The organism is Enterobacter sp. BIGb0383 (assembly GCF_003751845.1).
Taxonomy (GTDB): domain Bacteria; phylum Pseudomonadota; class Gammaproteobacteria; order Enterobacterales; family Enterobacteriaceae; genus BIGb0383.
The window spans coordinates 15,179-40,156 of sequence record NZ_RJKQ01000006.1 but is presented as its reverse complement, the minus strand read 5'-3'; the positions used below and the strand labels follow the sequence as shown (position 1 = coordinate 40,156).

At 56.5% G+C, this 24,978-nt stretch carries 23 protein-coding genes; 14 read left to right on the top strand and 9 right to left on the bottom strand.

Going from position 1 to position 24,978, the window contains the following annotated elements; translation table 11 throughout:
- Positions 1-110: 110 nt before the first annotated feature.
- Positions 111-2,321, bottom strand: coding sequence for a ferric-rhodotorulic acid/ferric-coprogen receptor FhuE (fhuE, locus tag EDF81_RS21820; RefSeq protein WP_123350270.1), 2,211 nt, complete (start codon positions 2,319-2,321; stop codon positions 111-113).
- Between the two features lie 336 nt (positions 2,322-2,657).
- On the opposite strand from fhuE, the gene hinT reads away from it, so the two are divergent.
- The 8 genes from hinT to EDF81_RS21780 all read left to right on the top strand — a co-directional run bounded on the left by hinT (position 2,658) and on the right by EDF81_RS21780 (position 8,725).
- Complete coding sequence (gene hinT / locus EDF81_RS21815) at positions 2,658-3,017, top strand: purine nucleoside phosphoramidase (protein WP_123350269.1); 360 nt, start codon at positions 2,658-2,660, stop codon at positions 3,015-3,017.
- A 1-nt stretch (position 3,018) separates the two neighbouring features.
- Entirely contained in the window at positions 3,019-3,393 is a 375-nt protein-coding gene (locus EDF81_RS21810) for a YcfL family protein (RefSeq protein WP_123350268.1), read from the top strand.
- 10 nt (positions 3,394-3,403) lie between these two features.
- Positions 3,404-4,042 carry a penicillin-binding protein activator LpoB gene (lpoB, locus tag EDF81_RS21805; protein ID WP_123350267.1) on the top strand — a complete coding sequence of 213 codons (639 nt, stop codon included), beginning with the start codon at positions 3,404-3,406 and terminating at the stop codon, positions 4,040-4,042.
- A complete protein-coding gene (gene thiK, locus EDF81_RS21800; protein ID WP_123350266.1) occupies positions 4,023-4,838 on the top strand; it encodes a thiamine kinase in 816 nt (271 codons plus the stop codon). Before lpoB ends, thiK begins: the two co-directional genes overlap by 20 nt.
- An 11-nt stretch (positions 4,839-4,849) precedes the next feature.
- Positions 4,850-5,875, top strand: a complete 1,026-nt coding sequence (gene nagZ / locus EDF81_RS21795; protein WP_123350265.1) for a beta-N-acetylhexosaminidase — start codon at positions 4,850-4,852, stop codon at positions 5,873-5,875.
- Between the two features lie 38 nt (positions 5,876-5,913).
- On the top strand, positions 5,914-6,456 hold the full coding sequence (gene ycfP / locus EDF81_RS21790; protein ID WP_123350356.1) for an alpha/beta hydrolase YcfP: 543 nt from the start codon (positions 5,914-5,916) through the stop codon (positions 6,454-6,456).
- Between the two features lie 258 nt (positions 6,457-6,714).
- Positions 6,715-8,019, top strand: coding sequence for an NAD(P)/FAD-dependent oxidoreductase (locus EDF81_RS21785; RefSeq protein ID WP_123350264.1), 1,305 nt, complete (start codon positions 6,715-6,717; stop codon positions 8,017-8,019).
- Positions 8,020-8,185: 166 nt separating this feature from the next.
- Positions 8,186-8,725: a glycine zipper 2TM domain-containing protein gene (locus EDF81_RS21780; protein ID WP_123350263.1), complete on the top strand. Its 540-nt coding sequence runs from the start codon at positions 8,186-8,188 to the stop codon at positions 8,723-8,725.
- Between the two features lie 64 nt (positions 8,726-8,789).
- Here EDF81_RS21780 and EDF81_RS21775 read toward each other — a convergent pair whose 3' ends face one another.
- Positions 8,790-9,425, bottom strand: a complete 636-nt coding sequence (locus EDF81_RS21775; RefSeq protein ID WP_123350262.1) for a TetR/AcrR family transcriptional regulator — start codon at positions 9,423-9,425, stop codon at positions 8,790-8,792.
- A 243-nt stretch (positions 9,426-9,668) separates the two neighbouring features.
- Between EDF81_RS21775 and EDF81_RS21770 the strand changes: the two genes are divergently transcribed.
- Complete coding sequence (locus EDF81_RS21770) at positions 9,669-9,926, top strand: DUF1471 domain-containing protein (protein WP_123350261.1); 258 nt, start codon at positions 9,669-9,671, stop codon at positions 9,924-9,926.
- Between the two features lie 85 nt (positions 9,927-10,011).
- Here the strand turns inward: EDF81_RS21770 and EDF81_RS21765 are convergent, their stop codons facing one another.
- The 3 genes from EDF81_RS21765 to EDF81_RS21755 form a co-directional block, all read right to left on the bottom strand.
- Entirely contained in the window at positions 10,012-10,977 is a 966-nt protein-coding gene (locus tag EDF81_RS21765) for a L,D-transpeptidase family protein (protein WP_123350260.1), read from the bottom strand.
- A 154-nt stretch (positions 10,978-11,131) separates the two neighbouring features.
- On the bottom strand, positions 11,132-14,578 hold the full coding sequence (gene mfd, locus EDF81_RS21760; RefSeq protein WP_123350259.1) for a transcription-repair coupling factor: 3,447 nt from the start codon (positions 14,576-14,578) through the stop codon (positions 11,132-11,134).
- 132 nt (positions 14,579-14,710) lie between these two features.
- Positions 14,711-15,784 (bottom strand): acyltransferase family protein, encoded by a 1,074-nt coding sequence (locus EDF81_RS21755; RefSeq protein WP_123350355.1) that lies wholly within the window; start codon positions 15,782-15,784, stop codon positions 14,711-14,713.
- A gap of 296 nt (positions 15,785-16,080) precedes the next feature.
- Between EDF81_RS21755 and lolC the strand changes: the two genes are divergently transcribed.
- From lolC to cobB, 5 genes are read left to right on the top strand one after another with little or no spacing between them, the layout of a single operon-like run.
- Positions 16,081-17,280 (top strand): lipoprotein-releasing ABC transporter permease subunit LolC, encoded by a 1,200-nt coding sequence (lolC, locus tag EDF81_RS21750; protein WP_123350258.1) that lies wholly within the window; start codon positions 16,081-16,083, stop codon positions 17,278-17,280.
- Entirely contained in the window at positions 17,273-17,974 is a 702-nt protein-coding gene (lolD, locus tag EDF81_RS21745; RefSeq protein WP_123350257.1) for a lipoprotein-releasing ABC transporter ATP-binding protein LolD, read from the top strand. The genes lolC and lolD overlap by 8 nt, the downstream gene beginning before the upstream one ends.
- Entirely contained in the window at positions 17,974-19,218 is a 1,245-nt protein-coding gene (gene lolE, locus EDF81_RS21740; RefSeq protein WP_123350256.1) for a lipoprotein-releasing ABC transporter permease subunit LolE, read from the top strand. The genes lolD and lolE overlap by 1 nt, the downstream gene beginning before the upstream one ends.
- Positions 19,219-19,237: 19 nt before the next feature.
- Positions 19,238-20,152, top strand: coding sequence for an N-acetylglucosamine kinase (nagK, locus tag EDF81_RS21735; protein ID WP_123350255.1), 915 nt, complete (start codon positions 19,238-19,240; stop codon positions 20,150-20,152).
- A 12-nt stretch (positions 20,153-20,164) separates the two neighbouring features.
- On the top strand, positions 20,165-20,983 hold the full coding sequence (gene cobB, locus EDF81_RS21730; RefSeq protein WP_123350254.1) for a Sir2 family NAD+-dependent deacetylase: 819 nt from the start codon (positions 20,165-20,167) through the stop codon (positions 20,981-20,983).
- Positions 20,984-21,025: 42 nt separating this feature from the next.
- On the opposite strand, the gene potD is transcribed toward cobB, so the two are convergent.
- The 4 genes from potD to potA are packed head-to-tail and all read right to left on the bottom strand — an operon-like array spanning position 21,026 to position 24,828.
- Complete coding sequence (potD, locus tag EDF81_RS21725; protein WP_123350253.1) at positions 21,026-22,072, bottom strand: spermidine/putrescine ABC transporter substrate-binding protein PotD; 1,047 nt, start codon at positions 22,070-22,072, stop codon at positions 21,026-21,028.
- Positions 22,069-22,854: a spermidine/putrescine ABC transporter permease PotC gene (gene potC, locus EDF81_RS21720; protein WP_123350252.1), complete on the bottom strand. Its 786-nt coding sequence runs from the start codon at positions 22,852-22,854 to the stop codon at positions 22,069-22,071. Before potC ends, potD begins: the two co-directional genes overlap by 4 nt.
- Positions 22,851-23,708, bottom strand: a complete 858-nt coding sequence (potB, locus tag EDF81_RS21715) for a spermidine/putrescine ABC transporter permease PotB (protein WP_123350251.1) — start codon at positions 23,706-23,708, stop codon at positions 22,851-22,853. The genes potC and potB overlap by 4 nt, the downstream gene beginning before the upstream one ends.
- The gene (gene potA, locus EDF81_RS21710) at positions 23,692-24,828 is read right to left on the bottom strand and encodes a spermidine/putrescine ABC transporter ATP-binding protein PotA (RefSeq protein WP_123350250.1); all 1,137 of its coding nucleotides are present in this window, start codon (positions 24,826-24,828) and stop codon (positions 23,692-23,694) included. Before potA ends, potB begins: the two co-directional genes overlap by 17 nt.
- Positions 24,829-24,978 lie beyond the last annotated feature (150 nt).

The following is a 24,978-nucleotide window of genomic DNA, read 5'->3' as shown; positions in this document are numbered from 1 at the left end:
AGATAGTCTGGGGAGACTGAGGGAGCCGAATGGCTCCCTTTTTTAATGCCCGGAAAACATGCCAAAAAAAGGGAGCCATTCGGCTCCCTCGCTAACGTATCACTCAAAGATTAGAAGCTGTAGCTTGCACTCACAGAGAAGTTACGTGGTGCACCATAGACACCATAGGTGCCAAGGTAGTCGTAATACTCTTTGTCAAAGACGTTATTCAGATTCGCCTGAATTGCCAGGTTTTTAGTCGCCTGGTAACGGGTAAACAGGTCAACAACCGTGTAGCCGCTCTGCGTAATCTTGCTGATGTTATTAGGACCTTCGATGTACTGCCAGGTTTTATTCTGCCAGCGGGCGCCACCGCCAATAGCCAGTTCTGGAAGCATCGGCAACTGGTAACGAGTAAACAGCTTCATTGTTGTACGAGCCTGACCTGGATTGACTGCCTTGCCGGTGTCGTCTTCAGCCATATAGCGGCTTGCACCGAAGGTTAACTGCAGGTTGTCGGTAAGCGCTCCATTCAGCTCCAGTTCAATACCTTTACTCACAGTACCATCGAGTGATTGATACGCTGTCTGGTTCCCGGAGTTAGGAATGGTTTTGTTCGTTGATACCGCGACATTATCCTGCTCGGTGCGGAAAACGGAAACAGAGGCTGTCAGACGAGTATTGAACCAGTCGCCTTTAACCCCTGCTTCATAGCTCTGACCGGTTGTTGGCTTGAGGAATTCACTGTTGATATCACGCTGCCCAGTAGGCTGGAAGATAGAGGTGTAGCTACCGTATACAGACCAGGTGTCGTCAATATCATAAACCAGTCCGGCATAAGGTGTGATGTCGTCAAATTTGACGTTGCGGACTTCATCCGGTTTACGTTCCAGATTGTACTTGGCGCTCCACTCCGTATAGCGAGCTCCGAGGATTAAATGCAGCGGGTCAGCCAGTGAAATTCGCGTTGCGGCATAGAGTGATTTCTGACGAATGATGTCACGCTGATAAAATGCGAAATCAGACCAGGTCGGGTTAGCCAGCGTTTGGCCGTTGTAATTGTGAATATCGCCGACATCCATCAGGCCAGAGTTATTATTTACCGGGTAGGAGTTATCATAGTTATTGCGCTGACGGCTGTAGCTACCACCAAACATAAGCTCATGCTGGCGATCGAATAAATCGTACCCACCGCGGGCGAAGACATCGACGGAATCCTGCTTACGTTCACCGACATTCCAGCCACCCCAGGCACCATGCCATTTCGTTGCATCGAAAAGACCCGTTGTCTTATCCGGGAACCCATCGATATACATCAGACGGCTATCAAAGTTAGTTTCCGCATGCATCGCATTGACTTTAGCTTCCCAGCCGTTGTCAAAGCGCTGTGTCAGGTTGGCGAAAATTTTCGTCGAATCTGAGTTAGAGTAAGCCCAGTCAGCCGCTGTGCTGAAGTGGCGAGAGAAGTTAGTCCGGCTGCCATCGCTGTAGAGTGACGGGAAGCCACCCCAGGTCGGGCTATCTTCTTCGCTTTCCTGGTAGTCATAACCCACTGTGAGTGTTGTGGAATCAGTAATATCAGCGTCGATAACACCGTAGACAAATTTCTTGCGGTAATGGTTCCGATCAACCCAGGAATCATTATCCTGATAGCCAGTAATGACACGGCCGCGGACATTACCTGTTTCTGTCAGCGGAGCCTGCAGGTCCAGCACATAGCGCTGTTTGTCCCAGCTACCGTATGTTGCAGACGCTGAACCTTTAAATTCCTTGCTGTCCGCATGCTTACGCACCATATTGACATATGCTGAGGGGTTACCAGTGCCACTCATTAGTCCCGAAGAACCACGAACGACCTCAATCTTTTCGTAAATCGCAGTGTCGCCAGCGGTATCACCAAAATTCCAGCGATTATCGAGGAATGTAGGCATATCTTCATAGGCAAAGTTGCTAATAAAGAAACCGCGCGCATAGAAGTTAGTACGGCTTGTATCGATACGTGAGGCGCTTACACCGATTGTATTATCCAGAACCTGCCCGATAGACGTCAGTTCCTGATCCTGCATACGTTGTTGACTGATGACACTCACTGACTGGGGAATATCACGGGGAACCAGCAAAAGTTTCGTGCCGGTGGTGGTGGTTTTTACGCTGTAGTCCTGATCCTGGCCGTCGGAGGTGCTGAGCCCGGTACCTTCAACGATCATAGTTTCATCGGCAGCGGCGGTTTCAGCGGCAAACGCGGCAGAAGGTAGCAGGGCCATTGCTATGCAGGCAGCAAGCAGTGATGGCCCGGTGGCAGGCAGGCGCTGTCCGGTCCTGGCGTGAACGGTGAAAGACATTTTAACCCCTTAATTATACTGGAAATTTGTGCCGCTTTCGGTGCGATGCCGTCAGGCGTGCACGATTTCTGGAACGATTTGGCAATGCGCATGAAAATGCAAATGGGAAATATACTCATTCGAGTTATCGCTGTAAACATTTGTTACTCTGCTAATGGAACTTTGTTTTAGTTTGGTGTTCGCGCTGGGTAAGTGCAGAGCCAATAAAGAAAAAGAGGGATAAGGTTGAAAGAACAGGACTAACTCGATCATACTCTCAGGATTCTGTCCTGCCCGTGCAGCCTGTCCTGTATGATGGGTGGGAAAAGTACGGGATTCATCTATAAGGAAAAGGTCATGGCCGAAGAAACCATCTTCAGTAAAATTATTCGCCGCGAAATCCCCTCGGATATCGTCTATCAGGATGAACTGGTCACCGCGTTTCGCGATATCTCCCCGCAGGCACCGACCCATATTCTGATTGTACCGAATATCTTGATCCCGACGGTTAATGATGTGACGGCTGAACATGAGCAGGCCCTGGGCCGTATGCTGACCGCTGCGGCGAAAATCGCGCAGCAGGAAGGGATCGCCGAAGATGGCTACCGTCTGATTATGAACTGTAACCGTCACGGCGGGCAGGAAGTCTACCATATTCATATGCATCTGGTGGGCGGTCACGCCTTAGGCCCGATGCTGTCCCATAAGGACAGATAAGATGACACGGGGACGTTGTGCCGTGCTGTTAACGGGCCTGCTGCTGGCAGGCTGTGGTTCGCATCCGGAAATTCCGGTCAGCGATAAACAGCCGCTGGTGATGGAGTCGAGCGTACTGGCGGCGGGCATTAGCGCCCAGGAGCCAGAGCTTAACACCGGGGAGATTCAGCCCTCTGCCTCTTCGCGGCTGTATAACGAACGCAGCGAACCGGTCACCGTCCACTATCGCTTTTTCTGGTATGACGCCAGAGGTCTGGAAATGCACCCGCTTGAAGCCGCGCGCAGCGTGACCATCCCGGCGAAGTCGTCGGTGACCGTCTACGGTAGCGCGAATTTCCTGGGTGCCCATAAGGTCAGACTGTATCTCTATTTATAAGGGGTGAACCTTGAAGAAGACTCTGCATCGCTATGGCCTGGTCACGGCGCTGGCACTTTTACTCTCAGGCTGTGTGCTGGATAACAACCAGCCCGCACCGGTCGATCAGGTCCCGACGCCAGAGCAACCGGCGGAGCCTCAGCAGCCGGTACCGACCGTGCCTTCCGTGCCGACCATCCCGCAGCAGCCAGGGCCGATTGAACGCCCGGACGAAACGCCTGCGCCACGGGTTCGCCACTATGACTGGAACGGGGCGGTTCAGCCGATGATGGGCAAAATGCTGCAGTCCAGCGGGGCGACGGCCGGCAGCGTCCTGCTGGTGGACAGCGTCAATAACCGGACCAACGGTTCGCTGAACACGGCGGAAGCCACCGAGGTGCTGCGCAACGCGCTGGCCAACAACGGCAAATTTACGCTGGTGTCGGCTCAGCAGCTGGCGCTGGCAAAGCAGCAGCTTGGTCTGTCACCGCAGGATAGCCTGGGCAGCCGCAGCAAGGCGATGGGTATCGCCCGCAACGTCGGGGCGCAGTATGTGCTCTATTCCAGCGCCTCGGGCAGCGCCAACGCGCCGGGTCTCCAGCTGCAGCTGATGCTGGTGCAGACCGGCGAAATAGTCTGGTCAGGTAAAGGTGCGGTCCAGCAACAGTAAGCTCACTCGCGCCGAAGTGCTGGCGCGCTATTTCCCCGGTTATCAACCCGCCGCCGCGCAGACTCTTCAGGGTCTGAGCGGCGGTGGCTGTTTGATCGTCCGCGATGAACAGCGGCTGGTGCTCCGTGAACAACGGGCGTCGGCGCTGTCGCATGCCCAGTTTCTGCGCCAGTATCGTGCGCTGCGCCGGTTGCCGGATACGCTGACCGCCACGGCGCGTTTCTGCGCGGCGGGCTGGATGGCGGTGGATTATCTTCCGGGCGAGGTAAAAACCGCCTTACCGGATGCCGACGAGCTTGCCAGCGTGCTCTCTCAGCTGCACCACCAGCCGCGTTTTGGCTGGCGAGTCCTGCTGCTGCCTCTGCTGGAACAGTACTGGCAGGCGTGCGAGCCGGGCCGACGTTCGGCAGGCTGGCTGCGGGAGCTAAAACGGCTGACCGCGCAGGGCGAGCCGCAGCCTTTAAGATTGTCGCCGCTGCATATGGACATCCATGCGGGTAATCTGGTCCATACTGCGGACGGCCTTCGTCTGATTGACTGGGAATACGCCGGAGACGGGGATATTGCCCTTGAGCTGTCTGCCGTGTGGACTGAAGACCGCGAAGCTCTGGTGATAGCCTATGCCAGGGAGGCCCGGATGGATGCCGTGCTGCTAAGGCGGCAGGTGCTGCGCTGGCGGCCCTGGGTGCTGATGCTGATGGCCGGATGGTATGAATGTCGCTGGCAGCAAACCGGCGATCGACAGTTTATTACGCTGGCGGATGAGATATGGCGCCAGCGGGGAATCAAAGACTAAGAGAGGTATTTGTGGGTCCGGTGATGTTGGATGTCGAAGGGTATGAACTGGATGCGGAAGAGCGCGAGATTCTGGCGCATCCGCTGGTGGGTGGGCTGATTCTGTTTACCCGCAGCTACCACGATCCTGCCCAGCTTCGTGAGCTGGTGCGGCAAATACGCGCCGCATCGCACCACCGGCTGGTGGTGGCCGTCGATCAGGAAGGCGGTCGGGTACAGCGTTTTCGTGAAGGCTTTACGCGCCTGCCTGCCGCTCAGTCCTTTGCCGCGCTGCTCGGCATGGAAGAGGGCGGTCAGATGGCGGAAGAGGCGGGCTGGCTGATGGCCAGCGAAATGATCGCCATGGATATTGATATCAGCTTTGCCCCGGTGCTGGATGTCGGACACATCAGCGCGGCAATCGGCGAACGCGCGTATCACGAAGACCCGCAGAAGGCGCTGGCCATTGCCAGCCGCTTTATCGACGGGATGCACAGCGCGGGAATGAAAACGACGGGTAAACACTTCCCCGGTCACGGAGCGGTCACCGCCGACTCCCACAAAGAGACGCCGCGCGATCCGCGTACGCAGGCGGCGATCCGCGCCCGCGATATGGACGTGTTTAAAAAGCTGATCGGCACCGGAAAGCTGGATGCCATTATGCCCGCGCATGTTATTTATGAAGATGCCGACCCGCGCCCGGCCAGCGGCTCGCCGTACTGGCTGAAAACGGTGCTGCGAAAAGAACTTGGCTTTAACGGGGTCATCTTCTCCGACGATCTGTCGATGGAAGGTGCCGCGATTATGGGCAGCTACGCCGAACGCGGACAGGCATCGCTCGATGCCGGTTGCGATATGATCCTGGTCTGCAATAATCGTAAAGGCGCAGTAAGCGTGCTGGATAACCTGTCGCCGATCAAAGCTGAGCGTGTTACGAATTTGTATCATAAAGGTTCGTTTACTCGTCAGGCGTTAATGGACTCCGCGCGCTGGAAGACGGCAAGCGCGCAGCTGGAGGCGCTCCATGAGCGCTGGCAGGCGCACAAAGCGGAACATTAACGCTCCCGCAACAGGCGGTTATGTGCAGTGAGGATCCGATGATTATCTATTTACACGGTTTTGACTCTAACAGTCCTGGTAACCATGAGAAGGTGCTGCAGCTGCAGTTTATCGACCCGGATGTGCGGCTGATCAGCTACAGCACCCGGCACCCGAAGCATGATATGCAGCATCTGCTGAAAGAGGTCGACAAGATGCTACAGCTTAGCGCCGATGAACGGCCGCTGATCTGCGGCGTCGGACTGGGCGGCTACTGGGCCGAGCGGATTGGTTTTCTTTGCGATATGCGGCAGGTGGTCTTTAATCCGAACCTCCATCCGAATGAGAATATGGAAGGGAAGATCGACCGCCCGGAAGAGTATGTCGATATCGCCACCAAGTGCGTGAGTAACTTCCGCGAGAAGAACCGCGACCGCTGTATGGTGATCCTCTCCCGGCAGGATGAAGCCCTGAACAGCCAGGACACTTCAGCGCTGCTGCATCATTACTACGAAATCGTCTGGGACGAAGAGCAGACCCACAAATTTAAAAATATCTCGCCGCACCTGCAGCGTATCAAAGCGTTTAAAACCCTCGGCTGAAGCCGCTTCCTCCGGCCCGCAGGCAGACCCGGCGGGCCGTCATTCCCCTCTTTTTTGCCGTTGGCCTGCTGGCCGACTGCTACACTTGTTCATCTTTTCAGCGGCAAAACTTGATGCATATCAATTTTGGTATGACCAATGCACCGTTCGTGTTACTCTCCTTGTGTAGCGATGCTTTAACATCGCTAACCTGTTGTTAATTAAAAGTTATTTGAATAACTTTTAATTAACAATTGGTTAATAATTTAGGGGGTCACGTTGACTACACCATTGAAAAAAATTGTGATTGTGGGTGGTGGTGCTGGCGGCCTGGAACTGGCTACTCAACTGGGTAAAAAGCTGGGCCGGGGTAAAAAAGCCAAAATCACGCTGGTAGATCGCAACCACAGCCATCTGTGGAAACCGCTGCTGCACGAAGTGGCGACCGGATCGCTGGATGAAGGCGTTGATGCCCTGAGCTATCTGGCGCATGCCCGCAACCATGGCTTTGAGTTCCAGCTGGGATCGGTCGTGGATATCAACCGTGACGGTAAGACCCTGACCCTGGCGCCGCTTCACGATGAAAAAGGCGAGCTGCTGGTGCCGGAACGTAAGCTGGCCTACGACACCCTGGTGATGGCGCTGGGTAGTACCTCCAACGACTTCAACACCCCGGGCGTGAAAGAGCACTGTATCTTCCTCGATAACCCGCATCAGGCGCGTCGCTTCCATCAGGAAATGCTCAACCTGTTCCTGAAATACTCCAGCAACCTGGGCGCAAACGGCAAGGTGAACATTGCCATCGTTGGCGGTGGGGCGACCGGGGTAGAGCTGTCTGCGGAACTGCACAACGCGGTGAAACAGCTGCACAGCTACGGCTATAAAGGTCTGACCAATGAAGCGCTGAACGTAACGCTGGTGGAAGCGGGTGAACGTATTCTGCCTGCGCTGCCGCCGCGTATCTCCGGTGCCGCGCAGCATGAGCTGACTAAGCTTGGCGTGCGCGTGCTGACCCAGACGATGGTCACCAGCGCCGATGAAGGCGGTCTGCACACCAAAGACGGTGAGTATATCGAAGCGGACCTGATGGTCTGGGCGGCCGGGATCAAAGCGCCGGACTTTATGAAGGATATCGGCGGTCTGGAAACGAACCGTATCAACCAGCTGGTGGTGGAGCCGACGCTGCAGACGACGCTGGATGCGGATATCTTCGCCATCGGCGACTGCGCGTCCTGCGCCCGTCCGGAAGGGGGCTTTGTGCCGCCGCGTGCGCAGGCTGCGCACCAGATGGCTTCCTGCGCGCAGCACAACATCCTCGCGCAGATCAAAGGCAAAACGCTGAAGTCCTACGTCTATAAGGATCACGGCTCGCTGGTGTCCCTGTCGAACTTCTCTACCGTCGGTAGCCTGATGGGTAACCTGATGCGTGGCTCGATGATGGTCGAAGGGCGCATCGCGCGTATCGTCTATATCTCCCTGTACCGTATGCACCAGATTGCGCTGCACGGATACTTTAAAACCGGTCTGATGATGCTGGTCGGCAGCATTAACCGTGTGATCCGTCCACGTCTGAAACTGCACTAAATATTTCTGCCGGGCAGTCCCTCTGCCCGGCACCTTTCCCCGCCTCAGAGTCCTCTGAATCAACGCCTTTTGGCGTATTTCTCCTGTGTTTTAGGCGCTATTCCGATGTGCAAACCGCTTGACGAGTTGCAGAATTGTTACAATAGCAAACGAAGGAGAAAATCCTGTGAATAAATCTATGTTGGCAGGTATGGGGATTGGCGTAGCCGCTGCACTGGGCGTGGCCGCCGTCGCCAGTTTAAACGTCTTTGAACGCGGTCCGCAGTATGCGCAGGTGGTTTCGGCCACGCCGATCAAAGAGAGCATCAAAACACCGCGTAATGAGTGCCGTGATGTGACGGTCACCCATCGTCGTCCGGTCCAGGATGAAAACCGCATTGCGGGTTCCGTTCTGGGTGCCGTTGCCGGGGGCGTGCTTGGCCATCAGTTCGGCGGTGGACGTGGTAAGGATCTCGCAACCGTAGCCGGTGCGCTGGGCGGCGGCTATGCCGGTAACCAGGTCCAGGGCGCGATGCAGGACAGAGATACCTATACAACGACTCAGCAGCGTTGCAAAACGGTGTATGACAAGTCAGAAAAAATGCTCGGCTACGATGTCACCTATAAAATCGGCGATCAGCAGGGGAAAATCCGTATGGATAACGATCCTGGTACCCAGATCCCGCTGGACGGCAACGGACAGTTGATTCTGAATAAAAAAGCGTAAAATAAAGCAGTACGTTATTGATTGGCTTCCCATTCGCTCAGGCTGGGAAGCCTTTTTTGTTTACTTAATCCTTCAGCATCTCAGGCCACAGACGCAGCGTTGTGGCGGCAATTTGCATCAGCTTGTCAAAATCGGCCCCTTCGCGGGCGGTGACCGACATCCCTCGCAGAATACAGCTGAGGAACTGCGCCAGCTCTTCAGGATCTTTCCCTGCCGGGATTTCGCCGCGCTGTTGGCGTTTTTCCAGAAATGCACGCAGGGTCTGTTCCTGCTGCGCATGTCGGCATTTCAGCATCCGGGCGACCTCTTTTGACGAGGCGGCAAGGGTGGCGGAGGTGTTGATCAGAAAGCAGCCCGCGGGCGTGTCTTTGCTGGTATAGCAGCGGGCGACGGCGGTGAAATAGTCCGCCAGGGCTTCGCTGACCGGTTTATCCTCACAAAAAAGCTGTGCCTCATGTCGATCGGCAAAGTGCGCGATATAGCGCTCAAGTACCGCACGGAACAGCCCCTCTTTATTGACGAATTCCGCATACAGCGTGGGCGCTTTGGCGCCGGTTGCCTCGACCAGATCGGAGAGTGATGTGGCTTCATAGCCGTGCTGCCAGAAGAGTGTCATGGCCTTGTCGAGCGCCGCTTCCCTGTCGAACACTTTCGGTCGGCCACGGCTTTTTTTTGTGCAACAGGTAACGTCTGTTGTCATGGTGCCGTTGTACCTCTGTTGGTGTGTTGAACGACCATTATAAAAATAATTTGCATCAGAGGCCAGCGACAAAACAGCACAAATAATTAAATCATATGCTTATGATAATTAAGGTATTTATAAATTAGTTATCAATCGTTATAAAATAATGTTGACCTGTGATGTAGATCACACTTATCATTTGGTTATCGATCGTTAAGTAAATAACTGCGATCACCCTTCATCTGCAAAAGGTCACTGATTATGAAAACCATGAATGCGCTGTTTATTGCCGCTGCTCTTAGCTCACTCTCATTCGCAAGCGTCGCTGCCGTTGAAGTTCAGGCGACACCTGCTGGCCAGCAGGCGGTGGGCTCCATCGCTGCCAATGCGGGTCCTAATCTGGATTCACTCCAGCAGGAGCTGGCCCAGAAAGCCGAGGCTGCGGGTGCGAAATCTTTCCGTATCACGTCGGTGACCGGTCCGAATAACCTGCACGGTACTGCGGTTATCTATAAATAAGCGATAACCCTCGCTGCCACTGCTAAATAAAAAAAGCCCTGCGGATATGCAACCGCAGGGCTTTTTGCTGTCTGGCGTCGGAATGTTACAGCGTTTGCTGTCCGACCGGCAGATGACTACTGACGTCAACCGGCATCCCGGAACGCAGTTCAATGGCGTAGTCCATCACGCCAGCATCCGTGGACGGTGAGGCTTTAAACGTCTGCATCCCGGCATTGAGCGTGATTGGCAGAGTGCGCGGATCGTCCTCAATGGATTTTGACAGCGGCTGGTGGACTTCGACCAGACGGCGGCCATCCGGCTCGACGGAGGCTTTGATCGGGGTATTAATAATATTCACTTTCGTGCCCGGCGTAACCGCCGCAAACAGGGCGGAAATATCATCATCGCGCAGGCGGATACAGCCGGAGCTGACGCGCATTCCGATACCGAAATCGGCGTTAGTTCCGTGGATCAGGTAGACACCGCCGTAGGCCGCCAGGCGAATAGCGTGGTGGCCCATCGGGTTTTCCGGACCGGCAGGGACCACCGCAGGCAGGTTAATACCCTGGGCTTTATAACGGGCGCGGATATTGGCCGTTGGCGTCCAGGTTGGGTTCGCGCGTTTATCGGACACGGTCGTCACCATTGTCGGCGTCAGCGTGTCGCCGTCCAACTGGCCGATGCCGATAGGGTAAATGGTGACGGTGTTTTTGCCCGGCGCGTAGTAGTAAAGACGCAGCTCCGCGAGATTCATCACAATGCCTTCACGCGGCGCATCCGGCAGCAGGGTCTGCAGCGGGATGGTCAGCACGCTGCCCGGGCGCGGTACGTAGGGGTCAACGCCGGGGTTGGCCTGCAGCAGGGCCAGAAATCCAACCCCGTACTCCTTAGCGATAGCCTCCAGCGAGCCGCCGTCGTTTTTCACCACGTGAAAGCGGTTTTCGCCCACCAGCCTGCTGCCGTTAGCGGGTAAAGGCCAGGTATTTGCGCGGGCGGGCAGCGCCAGTGCGACGGTCGCTGCAACGGCCAAAAGTGCCAGCCAGCGAGTAAAACGCGTGTGTTTAATCATCACCACATACCCATATTAATTATAAGGTTATTGTTTTATAAAGAATTAGTGACAATTATGGCGAGAACCTGTGTCGAAAAACCCAGGCGGATTGCAAAGGATTTGTAAATATTACAGGCTGGCCGGGAGCGATTCGGCCAGCCTGTACAGAACATCAGGCGAGAGCGTTCTCTTCCAGCTCCTGGATAAACTGGCGTACCCACTCCATACGCGTTTTGCGCTCGGCGAGATCCTGGAAGAATTTCAGCCGCGTCGGTCCATCAAGGCGGAAATGCTGGGGCTGTTTTTGCAGCAGGCCAATCAGCCAGCCAGGGTTGACGTGGTTTTTCTCACCGAACTCAACCATGCCGCCCTTGTCATTGCCTTCCAGTTTGCGGATCCCCAGCTTCTGCGCCTGCTGGCGCAGACGGGCGATATCCAGCAGATTACGCGCCGGGTCCGGCAGCAGACCGAAGCGGTCAATCAGCTCGACTTTCAGCTCCTCCAGCTCACCGGCGGTTTTGGCGCTGGCGATGCGTTTATAGAAGGAGAGGCGCGTGTTGACGTCGGGAATAAAATCATCCGGCAGCAGGGAAGGCATGCGCAGCTCCACTTCCGTTTGCTGGCTGGTAAGATCTTCCAGCGAGGGCTCGCGACCCTCTTTTAACGCATCGACGGCATTTTCCAGCAGTTCCATATAGAGCGAGAAACCGATGGTCTCCATCTGACCGCTCTGGTCTTCGCCGAGCAGTTCACCCGCGCCGCGAATTTCCAGGTCGTGGGTCGCTAATGCAAAGCCTGCGCCCAGATCCTCCAGCGAGGCAATGGCCTCCAGGCGTTTTTGCGCGTCGGTGGTCATCGATTTCGGGTGCGGCGTCAGCAGCCAGGCATAGGCCTGGTGGTGTGAGCGCCCGACGCGGCCGCGAAGCTGGTGCAGCTGGGCCAGACCGAAGTGATCCGCACGTTCAATAATAATGGTGTTGGCCGTCGGGATGTCGATCCCGGTTTCAATAATGGTGGTACAGACCAGCACATTGAAACGCTGATGGTGGAAGTCGTTCATTACCCGTTCCAGCTCGCGCTCGCGCATCTGCCCGTGGCCGATGGCAATGCGCGCCTCCGGCACCAGGGCGGCCAGCCTGTCCGCCGCTTTCTGGATATTTTCAACATCGTTGAAGAGGTAGTACACCTGACCCCCACGCAGGATCTCGCGCAGCATGGCCTCACGAACCACCAGGCTATCGTACTCGCGGACAAAGGTTTTCACCGCCAGGCGACGCGCCGGTGGCGTAGCAATAATCGACAGATCGCGCATGCCGGTCATCGCCATATTCAGCGTACGCGGGATCGGCGTCGCGGTCAGGGTCAGAATATCCACCTCGGCGCGCATCGCCTTGATACGCTCTTTATGGCGCACGCCGAAACGGTGCTCTTCATCGACAATCAGCAGGCCTAAATCACTCCATTTGACGTCGCTCTGCAACAATTTATGGGTGCCGATCAGAATATCGATTTTCCCCTCGGCGGCCTGCTCCAGGATCTGCGCCTGCTCTTTGGCTGTGCGGAAACGGGAAAGCATCTCGATACGCACCGGCCAGTTGGCGAAGCGGTCGCGGAAGTTATCATAGTGCTGCTGGGCGAGCAGGGTGGTGGGCACCAGCACCGCCACCTGTTTGTTGTTCTCAATCGCCAGGAAGGCGGCGCGCATAGCGACTTCCGTCTTACCGAAGCCCACGTCCCCGCACACCAGGCGGTCCATCGCCAGGGGCTGGCACATATCGCTGAGGACCGCATTGATGGCCTGGGCCTGATCGGGCGTGGTTTCGAAGGGGAAGCCGTCGCAGAAGAGCTGATACTGTTCGCGATCGTGCTTAAAGGCGAAGCCATGTTTGGCCGCACGCTGGGCATAAATATCCAGCAGTTCAGCCGCCGCATCACGGACTTTTTCCGCCGCTTTCTGCCGCGCACGCGTCCAGGCATCGCTGCCAAGCTTGTGCAGCGGCGCATTCTCTTCGGCCCCGCCCGCATAGCGGCTGATCAGGTGCAAAGAGGAGACGGGGACGTAAAGTTTCGCGTCACCCGCATAGGTCAGCATCAGGTATTCACCAACGATGCCACCGGCTTCAAGGGTGGTCATTCCGGCGTAGCGTCCAACGCCGTGTTCCAGATGCACCACCGGCTGGCCGGTGTGCAGCTCCGCCAGGTTGCGGATCAGCGTATCAGGGTTGATGGTCCGGCGACTGTCCTGACGACGGCGCGCCACGCGCTCGCCGAGCAGATCGCTTTCGCAAATTAACGTCCGATTGCGCAGGGTATCAATAAAACCGTGTTCCGCCGCACCGGTGATCAGGTAGCGGCCACCGTCGACGGCTTCATCAAGATGCTGAATGCGCTTCGGGGCCAGCTTGATCCGCGCCAGCAGTTCGCCCAGAGCTTCGCGACGGCCTTCGCTTTCAACCGAGAAGACGACCGCGCCGCTAAAGGATTCCAGGAAACGCCGCAGATTATCCAGCGGGGCTTTTTGCTGAGCCTGAACCGCCAGGTCCGGCAGGCGCTGGTACTGCAGGTTAACGTTGGCGGCTTTTTTCGCCAGTTGGTCGGTTCTGAGCTGGATACGCGGCCAGGCTTTCAGCTCGCTGAACAGTTCATCACCGCGCAGCCAGAGCTGCTCAGGAGGCAGCAGCGGGCGCATCGGGTCGACGCCGCGATTTTCAAAACGCGCCCGGGCCTCATTCTGGAAGCGCTCAGCGCTGGTTTCCAGATCGCCGGTATTAACGATTAGCGTCCCGGCAGGGAAGTAGCTGAACAGCGTGGTCAGCGGCTCGCTAAAGAACAGCGGCTGCCAGTATTCGATCCCGGCAGGCAGCGTGCCTTTGCTGACCTGCTGGTAGATATGTTCCGCATCACGCTTGACCTCAAAACGATCCCGCCACTGGCTGCGGAACAGCTCAATGGCCGTCTTATCGGTCGGGAATTCGTGGGCGGGAAGCAGGTTGATGGCCTCAACCTCTTCCAGGGTGCGCTGGGTGTCAGCGTCGAACAGGCGCAGGCTGTCGATTTCATCGTCGAAGAAATCGAGGCGATAGGGCTGCTCGCTGCCCATCGGGTACAGGTCCAGCAGCGCGCCGCGAGTAGCATATTCACCATGCTCCATCACCTGGTCGACATGACGATAGCCCGCGCTGTCCAGCTGCGCCCGCAGGGCATCACGGGAGAGGCGCTGGCCTTTTTTCATCACCAGCGCGTGGCCGTGCAGATAGCTGTGCGGGCAGACGCGCTGCATCAGGGTGCTGACGGCAACAATCAGGACGCCGCGCTTCAGGGTGGGGAGTTGATAGAGGGTCGACAGGCGTGAGGAGATAATCTCCTGGTGCGGGGAGAAGCTGTCGTAGGGCAGCGTTTCCCAGTCCGCCAGATTGGTCACCATACGATCGGTAAACTGCCGGATTTCGTCGTGAAGGCGCAGGGCATTTTGCATATCGGGCGCAATCAGCACCAGCGGCCCAGCGTGGCGCTCAACGATTTCCGCCACTTCCACGGCACAGGCCGCACCGGTCAACTCGCCAAGCAGACGCTGTTCGCCTGCTTTGACAGGCAGTGAATAACGATTGTGATCGGACATTCTTATATCGGGATCCCTGAAGGTCTGGTGCCGTTGATATGGGGGCAGACCATTGATACTCAATGCTGTTTATTATCCTTGATCGCCGGTCATTAGCAAATCGAATCGCCCCACGAAAGTGGGGCGTCAGGGTTAGCGGGTTGCCGGAGCGGCCACCAGCGGTCTGGGCGGCGTAAAGAGGACGTCGCTGAAGATAAAGGCAGAAAGTCGACGCGTTGCCAGGCCAAACAGCGTACAGATCGCCAGGCTGGCAAACGGATAGACCAGCAGGATTGCCAGCTCAACCGGGCGAGAGAGCAGGCTCTGATTCAGCTGTGCCAGCAGCGCCAGGCTGAAGGCTTCAATCAGGATCCGGTGCGTCGTGTAGATAGCGATAGTATTGGTACCGACCACGTTCAGCAGACCTTTTTCTTTCGGTGTGACGATAGTGCTGAAGGTATAGAACAGCTTCATGATCATAAAGATAGAGACCAGTGAAATCAGCAGCGGCACGCCGAGGAAATAGAGCGGTACCGACACACACGTCAGCACGGCCAGCGGCAGCGCGTAGCGGCGAAAATGCAGCGTTTTCATCTGGTCCAGCAGGAATGCGCCATACCAGGAGCCTAGCGCATAGAAGATAACGTTACGCAGAACGCTGTTCATACCCCACCATGGCGTTGGCAGGAAGTTAATCGCGATACTGAGCGCCGCCAGCGGTACCAGCATCGGCGCTTTCCAGTTGCTGAAGATTTTGCAGAACGGGAAGTAAAGGATCATCGCATATAGATACCACAGGCTGGTACTGGCGGTGAGCATCCCCTTCAGGAACTCGCCAAACGAACCGGCATAGGCGGCGTTAGAGGCGTTGCTGAGATCGCGTTCCGGTGCCAGCCACTGGTTCACCAGCGTTAAGCCACCCCACTGGATCAGTCCCCATAGCGCCAGCACCCAGACGATAGACCAGATCCGTTTATCCACGCAGCCCTGCCAGGGAACATCGTCGATATAGCGTCGGATCAGCAGCCCGGAGATAAAGAAGAAGACCGGCATACGGAACGGGGCCAGATAGAGATTGAAGTAGATCCAGCATTTCGCCAGGATTTCTGACCACGGGTGCTGAAAAACATCCAGATGTGGATAAAAAGTAATCACCGAGTGGTAGATAACCACCAGGCAGATACTGAGTCCCTTAATCTGGTTAATCCATAAGGCTTTTTGTTTCATAATGATCGCAGACCTGTTTGCCATAAACAAAACGTTAATCCTGAACAGGGGGAGGGCGGGCGTAAACCGGTAACAGTCTGTATCTGGATATTTTAGGAAAAAGGTCAGGCTGTTTTGCGCTGCAATTGGCCTGGTGAACGACTAAAGGGGCGTTTTGCTGGAAGGAATAGAATACTGATTTGATTTATAGGCGTTTTTTGGTTTTCGGGTGACAAAAACTTACCGTTTCACTCATTTACGCTCCCCGGATTCGCTTATATACTCTGGGGCCTGCTATCAGCAAACAGACGGATGTTATGTACCAACCTGTCGCTCTATTCATTGGCCTGCGTTATATGCGTGGGCGTGCAGCGGACCGCTTCGGTCGCTTTGTCTCCTGGCTTTCGACCATCGGCATTACGCTTGGCGTGATGGCGCTGGTGACCGTCCTGTCGGTGATGAACGGTTTTGAACGCGAACTGCAAAATAATATCCTCGGCCTGATGCCGCAGGCGGTGCTTAGCGCGGAGAAGGGCTCGCTCAATCCGCAGCAGCTGCCGGCAAGCGAGGTCAAACTGCAGGGCGTCAGCCGTATGGCACCGTTGACCACCGGCGACGTGGTGCTGCAGAGCGCCCGCAACGTCTCGGTTGGGGTGATGCTCGGCATTGACCCGGCTCAGCCCGACCCTTTAACGCCCTGGCTGGTTAACGTTAAGCAAACCGACCTGCAGCCGGGCAAGTACAATATTATTCTCGGTGAACAGCTTGCCGGTCAGATGGGCGTCAATCGCGGCGACCAGATCCGGGTGATGGTTCCTTCCGCCAGCCAGTTTACGCCGATGGGCCGCCTGCCAAGTCAGCGTCTGTTTACGGTGATTGGCACCTTTGCTGCAAGCAGTGAAGTGGACGGCTATCAGATGCTGGTCAATATTCAGGACGCGTCGCGCCTGATGCGTTACCCGGCCGGGAATATTACCGGCTGGCGCCTGTGGCTGAATGAGCCGCTGACCGTGGACGTGCTCAGCCAGCAGACGCTGCCGGAAGGCACTAAGTGGCAGGACTGGCGCGAGCGTAAGGGCGAGCTCTTCCAGGCCGTGAAGATGGAAAAAAATATGATGGGGCTGCTGCTGAGCCTGATCGTTGCGGTCGCCGCGTTCAACATCATTACCTCTCTGGGATTAATGGTGATGGAGAAGCAGGGCGAAGTGGCGATCCTGCAAACGCAGGGGCTGACGCCGCGACAGATTATGGCCGTCTTTATGGTGCAGGGGGCCAGCGCCGGGATTATCGGTGCGCTGCTGGGTGCGCTGCTGGGCGTACTGCTGGCCAGCCAGCTCAACAATCTGATGCCGGTGATCGGCGCAATCCTCGATGGCGCAGCGCTGCCGGTTGCCATTGAGCCGCTCCAGGTTATCGTGATAGCGCTGGTGGCGATGCTGATTGCGCTTGTTTCTACGCTGTACCCTTCCTGGCGCGCCGCCGCCACTCAACCCGCTGAGGCTTTACGTTATGAATAAGATCCTGTTGCAATGCGACAACCTGTGCAAACGCTATCAGGAAGGCAGCGTGCAGACCGATGTGCTGCACGATGTCAGCTTTAGCCTCAATCAGGGCGATATGATGGCGATCGTCGGCAGCTCCGGGTCCGGTAAAAGTACGCTGCTGCATCTGCTTGGCGGTCTGGATTCGCCGACCAGCGGCGATGTGATTTTTGACGGCCAGGCGATGAGCAAGCTCTCCTCCTCGGCAAAAGCGGAGCTGCGCAATCGCGAGCTGGGCTTTATTTATCAGTTCCACCATCTGCTGCCGGACTTTACCGCCGAGGAAAATGTCGGAATGCCGCTGCTGATTGGCCGCCAGAAACCGGCGGATATTCGTCGTCGTTCGCTGGATATGCTGCGTGCGGTTGGCCTTGAGCACCGCGCCAGTCACCGTCCTTCCGAACTGTCCGGCGGCGAGCGTCAGCGCGTTGCCATTGCCCGTGCGCTGGTCAACAACCCGCGGCTGGTGATGGCGGATGAGCCGACCGGTAACCTTGACGCCCGCAATGCGGAGAGCATTTTCCAGCTGCTGGGTGAACTGAACGCCTCCCAGGGCACCGCCTTCCTGGTGGTGACCCACGATCTGCATCTGGCGAAGCGGATGCGTACCCAGCTTGAAATGCGCGACGGGCGGCTGAGCGAGCAACTCTCCCTGATGGGGGCCGAGTAATGGCATCGCCTCTGTCACTTTTGATCGGCCTGCGCTTCAGCCGGGGCCGTCGGCGCAGTGGGATGGTGTCGCTGATTTCGGTAATCTCAACGGTCGGCATTGCGCTGGGTGTGGCGGTACTGATTGTCGGCCTGAGCGCGATGAACGGATTCGAGCGCGAGCTGAACAACCGCATTCTGGCGGTCGTGCCGCACGGAGAGATCGAACCGGTTAACCAGCCCTGGAATAACTGGAACAGCGCGCTGGCGAAAGTCGAAAAAGTACCCGGCGTGCTTGCTGCCGCGCCCTATATTCAGTTTACCGGCCTGATGGAGAGCGGTGCAAATCTGCGGGCTATCCAGATTAAGGGCGTTGACCCGCAGCAGGAAAGCCGTCTCAGCACGCTGCCGCAGTTTGTGCAGAACGGCGCATGGAGCCAGTTTAAAGGCGGCGAACAGCAGATTATCATCGGCAAAGGCGTCGCGGATGCGCTAAAAGTGAAGCAGGGTGACTGGGTCTCTATCATGATCCCCAACGCCAATGCGGATAACAAGCTCCTGCAGCCGAAGCGCGTCAGACTGCAGGTGGCGGGTATCCTGCAGTTAAGCGGCCAGCTGGACCACAGTTTTGCCATGATCCCGATTGACGATGCCCGCCAGTATCTGGAGATGGGCGACAGCGTGACCGGGATTGCTATCAAGGTTCAGGATGTCTTTAACGCGAATGTGCTGGTGCGCGATGCCGGCGAGGTGACCAACAGCTATGTCTATATCAAGAGCTGGATTGGCACCTACGGCTATATGTACCGTGATATTCAGATGATCCGCGCCATTATGTACCTGGCGATGGTGCTGGTGATTGGGGTGGCCTGTTTTAATATCGTCTCCACCCTGGTGATGGCGGTGAAAGAGAAAAGTAGCGATATTGCGGTATTGCGCACGCTGGGGGCGAAAGATGGCCTGATCCGTGCGATTTTCGTATGGTATGGTTTGCTTGCCGGACTGCTGGGCAGCCTGTGCGGCGTTGTTGTTGGCGTGGTTGCTGCTCTGCAGCTGACGCCCATCATCAAGGGCATTGAGCGACTGATCGGCCATCGTTTTCTGTCGGGTGATATTTACTTTATCGATTTTCTGCCGTCAGAGCTGCACTGGATGGATGTGGTCTATGTTCTGGCTACCGCGCTGGCGCTGAGCCTGCTGGCCAGCTGGTATCCGGCCAGACGCGCCAGCAATATTGACCCTGCAAGGGTATTGAGCGGACAGTAAATCCCTACAAGGAGCGGCAATGCATTACGGGTTCGATATCGGTGGCAGTAAGATCGCGCTGGGCGTGTTTGATGCGGCGAGAAACCTGCAGTGGGAAACGCGCATTGCCACGCCTCGCGACAGCTATGCGTCCTTTCTGAGCGCGGTCTGCGATCTGGTCGCCGTGGCCGACGCCCGTTTTGGCTGTGAAGGCACCGTCGGGATTGGTATTCCCGGCATGCCGGAAACCGATGACGGCACCCTGTATGCGGCGAATGTCCCGGCCGCCAGCGGTCAACCGCTGCGGGCCGATCTGAGCCAGCGCCTTCAGCGTGACGTCCGTCTGGACAACGATGCCAACTGTTTTACCCTTTCCGAAGCCTGGGATGACGAATTCCGTTCCTATCCGGTGGTGATGGGGCTAATCCTCGGCACCGGCGTCGGTGGCGGTATTGTGGTGAACGGAAAATCCGTCACCGGACGGAGCTATATTACCGGCGAATTCGGCCATATTCGTCTGCCGGTTGATGCGTTGACCCTGCTGGGGTTTGATTTTCCATTGACCCGCTGCGGCTGTGGTCAGCTGGGCTGTATCGAGAACTATCTGTCCGGCCGTGGGTTTGCATGGCTCTGGCATCACTTCTACCATGAATCGTTGCAGGCACCTGAGATTATTGCGCGCTGGGAAGCCGGCGATGCCAATGCCCGCGAGCACGTGGAACGCTATCTGGATTTGCTGGCAGTGTGCATGGGATCGATACTGACCATCGTCGATCCGCATATTGTTGTACTGGGCGGCGGCCTGTCGAATTTTTCCCGGCTGGCCAGCGGCCTGGAAGAGCGTCTGGCACAGCATTTGTTGCCGGCCGCACGCGTACCCCGCATTGCGCTCGCGCGTCACGGCGATGCCGGTGGCATGCGCGGCGCGGCGTTTCTTCATATAACTAGTGAGTAAACCGAGGCTGATATGCAGTCGCGTCGTCTACATCGGGTTTGTCGTTTTCGCAGAAATAAGCGCCGGTTACGCGACCGCCTGCGTCAGCGTATTTTTTTCAGAGACAGGATGCCGGAAAAAATGGAAAAGCCTAGAGTATTGGTACTGACAGGAGCCGGAATCTCGGCGGAATCGGGTATTCGTACCTTTCGCGCCGCTGACGGCCTGTGGGAAGAGCACCGGGTTGAGGATGTCGCCACGCCGGATGGTTTTGCGCGCAACCCTGAACTGGTGCAGTCATTTTATAACGCTCGCCGCCGTCAGCTGCAGCAGCCAGAAATTACCCCCAACGCCGCGCATCAGGCGCTGGCGCGGCTGGAAGCCGAGCTTGGCGATCGCTTTATGCTGGTGACGCAGAATATCGACAATCTGCACGAGCGTGCGGGGAGCCAGAACGTTATCCATATGCACGGCGAGCTGTTAAAGGTGCGCTGTACGCAAAGCGGGCAGGTTATTGACTGGGAAGGCGAGGTGACGGCGGACGATAAGTGCCACTGCTGCCAGTTCCCCGCGCCGCTGCGTCCGCACGTGGTGTGGTTCGGTGAGATGCCGCTGGATATGGATCATATCTATATGGCACTGCAGATGGCCGATATCTTTATTGCCATCGGCACGTCCGGGCACGTTTATCCTGCCGCCGGTTTTGTCCACGAAGCCAAACTGCACGGCGCGCATACGGTTGAGCTAAACCTTGAGCCGAGCCAGGTGGGAAGCGAATTTGAAGAGAAGCACTACGGGCTGGCCAGTGAAGTGGTGCCGGAGTATATCGACAGGTTGCTAAAAGATCTCTAACCGTCTGAGTTCGCCCTCTCCTGTGGAGAGGGCGAGGTCTGTTTAACGACCCGCTTTCAGTTTCTGATAGTAGCTTTCATAGAGGGCGCTGGTGTCGCCCACGTCGTTCTGCCACTCACCCTGACTGATGGTTTTAGCGTCCGGATAGAGCGACTTATCGTTCGCCACGTCCGGGCTGAGCAGCTTGCGCGCCGCCAGATTTGGCGTCGGGTAGCCAATGGTTTCCGCCACTTCTTTCGCCACTTCCGGGCGCAGCAGGAAGTTAATTAGCTGCAGCGCAGCGTCTTTGTTTTTCGCATTGGCCGGAATGGCCAGGCTATCCATCCAGAAGATCCCGCCTTCTTTCGGCCAGACAATCTCCAGCGGGGTGCCTTCCTGACGGGCAACCCACGCCGAGCCGTTCCACACCATCCCGAGATTCACTTCCCCTTCCATATACGGGTTAGCCGGGTTATCGGAGTTAAACGCCGCCACGTTAGGCATCAGCTTCTGCAGTTCGTGGTAAGCGGCTTCAATCTCTTTCGGGTCCGTGGTATTGCCGGAGTAGCCAAGCTTGCGCAGGGCTATCTGGAAGACTTCCCGGGCATCGTCGGTCAGCAGCAGGCTGCTTTTGTATTCCGGTTTCCACAGGTCGGCCCAGCCGGTGATGGTTTTCGGATCGATCTCGTCGCTGTTCACGCCAATGGCCGTCGCACCCCAGATATAGGGGATGGAGTAGTCGTTGTTCGGATCAAACGGCTTATTGAGCATATCCGGGTCGAGATTGTGGAAGTTGCTCAGGGACGATTTGTCGATCTTCTGGATCATCCCCTCTTTACGCATTTTATCCACGTAGTAGGTGGAAGGCACGACCAGGTCGTATGCGCCGTCCTGATAGGTCTTCAGCTTGGCGTACATGGTCTCATTCGACTCATAGGTCGAATAGATAACCTTGATGCCGGTCTCTTTGGTGAACTGTTCCAGCAGTCCCGGCGGGACGTACTCGGTCCAGTTATAGAAGTAGAGCGTTTTGCCATCATCGGCGTGTGCCGCGCTCATGCCCAGTGCCAGAGCACCCGCAGCAAGCAGGTGGCGTGACCATTTCATCATTTTGACGTCCCCTGAGTTTTATCACGTGCAATAAGCTGGCTGGCGATCACCATAACCAGCGACAGAACTAACAGAATGGTTGCCAGCGCATTCACCTCAGGCGATACGCCGACTTTCACCATCGAATAAATCTTCAACGGCAGAATTTCATAACCCGGCCCGGTCACAAACGACGACACCACCACGTCATCCATCGACAGGGTAAAGCTCAGCAGCCAGCCGGCAGCGACCGCAGGCATGGCCAGCGGCATAATGATTTTGCGCAGAATGGTGATTTCGCTGGCGCCCAGGTCCTTCGCCGCTTCCAGCATTCGCACGTCGAAGCCTTTCAGGCGGGCATAGACGGTCACAACCACAAAGGGCAGGCAGAAGGTGATATGGGAAAACAGCAGCGACCAGAAGCCCAGCTGGATACCCAGCAGCATAAACAGCACCAGCAGAGAGATGGCCATCACGATATCCGGCGACATCATCACCACAAACAGCATGCCGCTGACGAAGGGTTTACCGCGAAAACGGTAGCGATAGAGCGCTACCGCCGTCAGGGAACCCATCAGCGTGGCGAAGGTGGCGGAAAAGACCGCCATCGTCAGCGAGTGCTTCGCCGCCTGCAGCAGGCTATCGTTGTTCATTAGCAGGCTATACCATTTGGTGGTAAAACCCTGCCAGTTGATCCCGAATCGCGAACTGTTAAAGGAGTTCACGATCAGGATGATAATCGGAATATACAGGTACGCGTAAATGGCGGTCATAAAACCGCCGCGAAGCAGTCGACCGATCATTCAAGTTCCCCTTTTTTATTCAGCATGCGTGCGGCGCGCCAGTAAACCAGCAGCATCAGGCCCATCACCAGCGTCAGCGTAATGCTGGTCGCCGCGCCGAACGGCCAGTCGCGAATATTGAGGAACTGACTCTTAATGATGTTGCCGATCAGCAGGTTTTTCGCGCCGCCCATCAGGTCCGACACATAAAAGAGGCCCATTGCCGGCAGCATCACCAGCAGGCATCCGGCGATAATCCCCGGCATAGTCAGCGGAATAATAATGCGGATAAAGGTCTGCAGGCGGCTGGCACCGAGATCCTTCGCGGCCTCCAGCAGCGGTTTATCGAGCTTTTCAATGCTGGAATAGAGCGGCATCACCATAAACGGCAGCAGAATGTAAACCAGGCCGATAATCACCGCCGACGGCGTAAACATAAGGCGAATCGGCTCATCGATAACCCCCAGCCACAGGAGGAACTCGTTCATATAACCTTTGGTGCTGAGGAAGATCTTCAGCCCATAGATGCGGATAAGCGAGTTGGTCCAGAACGGGACAATCAGCAGGAACAGCAGCAGCGGACGGACCCGGCGCGGCAGACGCGCCAGAAACCAGGCGAACGGGTAACCGAGCGCCAGGCAGGCGAGGGTGGCGATCAGCGCCATATTCAGAGAGTGCAGCAGCACCTGAAAATAGAGCGGATCGAGCAGCCGGGCGTAGTTATCCAGCGTAAAGACCATTTTGACAAAGCTGTCGTTGTCGCGGGTCAGGAAGCTGGTGCCGATGATCATCAGGTTGGGCAGGAAGACAAACAACACAAGCCAGCCGACGATAGTGGCGATCACCAGATTCTGGAATTTACTTGTGTTCTTCATCAGGCAGGACGACCTCCCAGCTTTCTACCCAGTTAACGGCCATTTTCTGGTCGAGAGAGTGGTCGAAGTCCGGGTCGTCCTCATTAAAGAATTCGCTGACCATGACCATTTTGCCGTTTTCCAGCTCGACGACCGATTCCAGGGTCATGCCCTTATAGTTACGCTCGCGGATATAGCCGATCAGGCCGTCTACGTTACTGTCGTCGTTAATTTCGTCGACGCGCAGATCCTCCGGGCGCAGCATGACGTGCAGGCGCTGGCCGGGTTCAACCGGGAAATTAACGAAGATATTGCACTCGCGGCCTTCGACGTTCGCCAGTACGCGGGTGTCGTCGAGGCGCTGGATAACCGTGGCGTCGAAGATATTAATCTCACCGATAAAGCTGGCAACAAACAGGTTTTTTGGCTCTTCGTAGATTTCGCGCGGGGTGCCATCCTGTTCAATCTTACCGTCGCGCATGACCACGATACGGTCGGACATGGTCAGGGCTTCTTCCTGATCGTGGGTGACGAACACAAAGGTGATACCCAGCTTACGCTGCAGGGCTTTTAACTCATTCTGCATCTGCTTGCGCAGCTTATAATCCAGCGCGGAGAGGGATTCATCGAGCAGCAGCAGGCGGGGTTTATTAACGACCGCACGGGCGATGGCCACGCGCTGCTGCTGGCCGCCGGAGAGTTGATGCGGTTTGCGCTGGGCGAAGGATTCCAGCTGCACCATACGTAGCGCATCCAGCACGCGTGGGCTAATCTCTGCGGCGGGGGTTTTCTGCATTCGCAGACCAAAGGCGACGTTTTCAAACACGGTCATATGGGGAAACAACGCGTAGCTTTGAAAGACGGTGTTCACATGACGATGCTCTGCCGGAACCTGGGTAATATCCTGATGGTCCAGCGCGATCTGTCCGCTATCGACGCTTTCCAGCCCGGCTATCAGGCGCAGAACTGTGGTTTTGCCGCAGCCGGAGGGGCCAAGCAGCGTGAGGAACTCACCGTGATTGATGGTTAAATTAAGGTCGGAGATGACCTCCTTGCCATCAAAGCCTTTGCAGATCCCCGTCAGCTCAACCAACGGCGATCGCGAACGCGATTGTGTATTCAATTTTTTACTCTGTCCCATGTAGACGCAGCGGAAGGCGAAATGCTGCGGGGTTTGTCGTTAACCACCTTAGGGTCTGACTTTTGATTAAGGGCAGGCATTCTACGGCATCCCACCGTTATCGCCAATGGGTGTCGCGCATGGATTGGCAGATAAGCCGCGTTATTATGC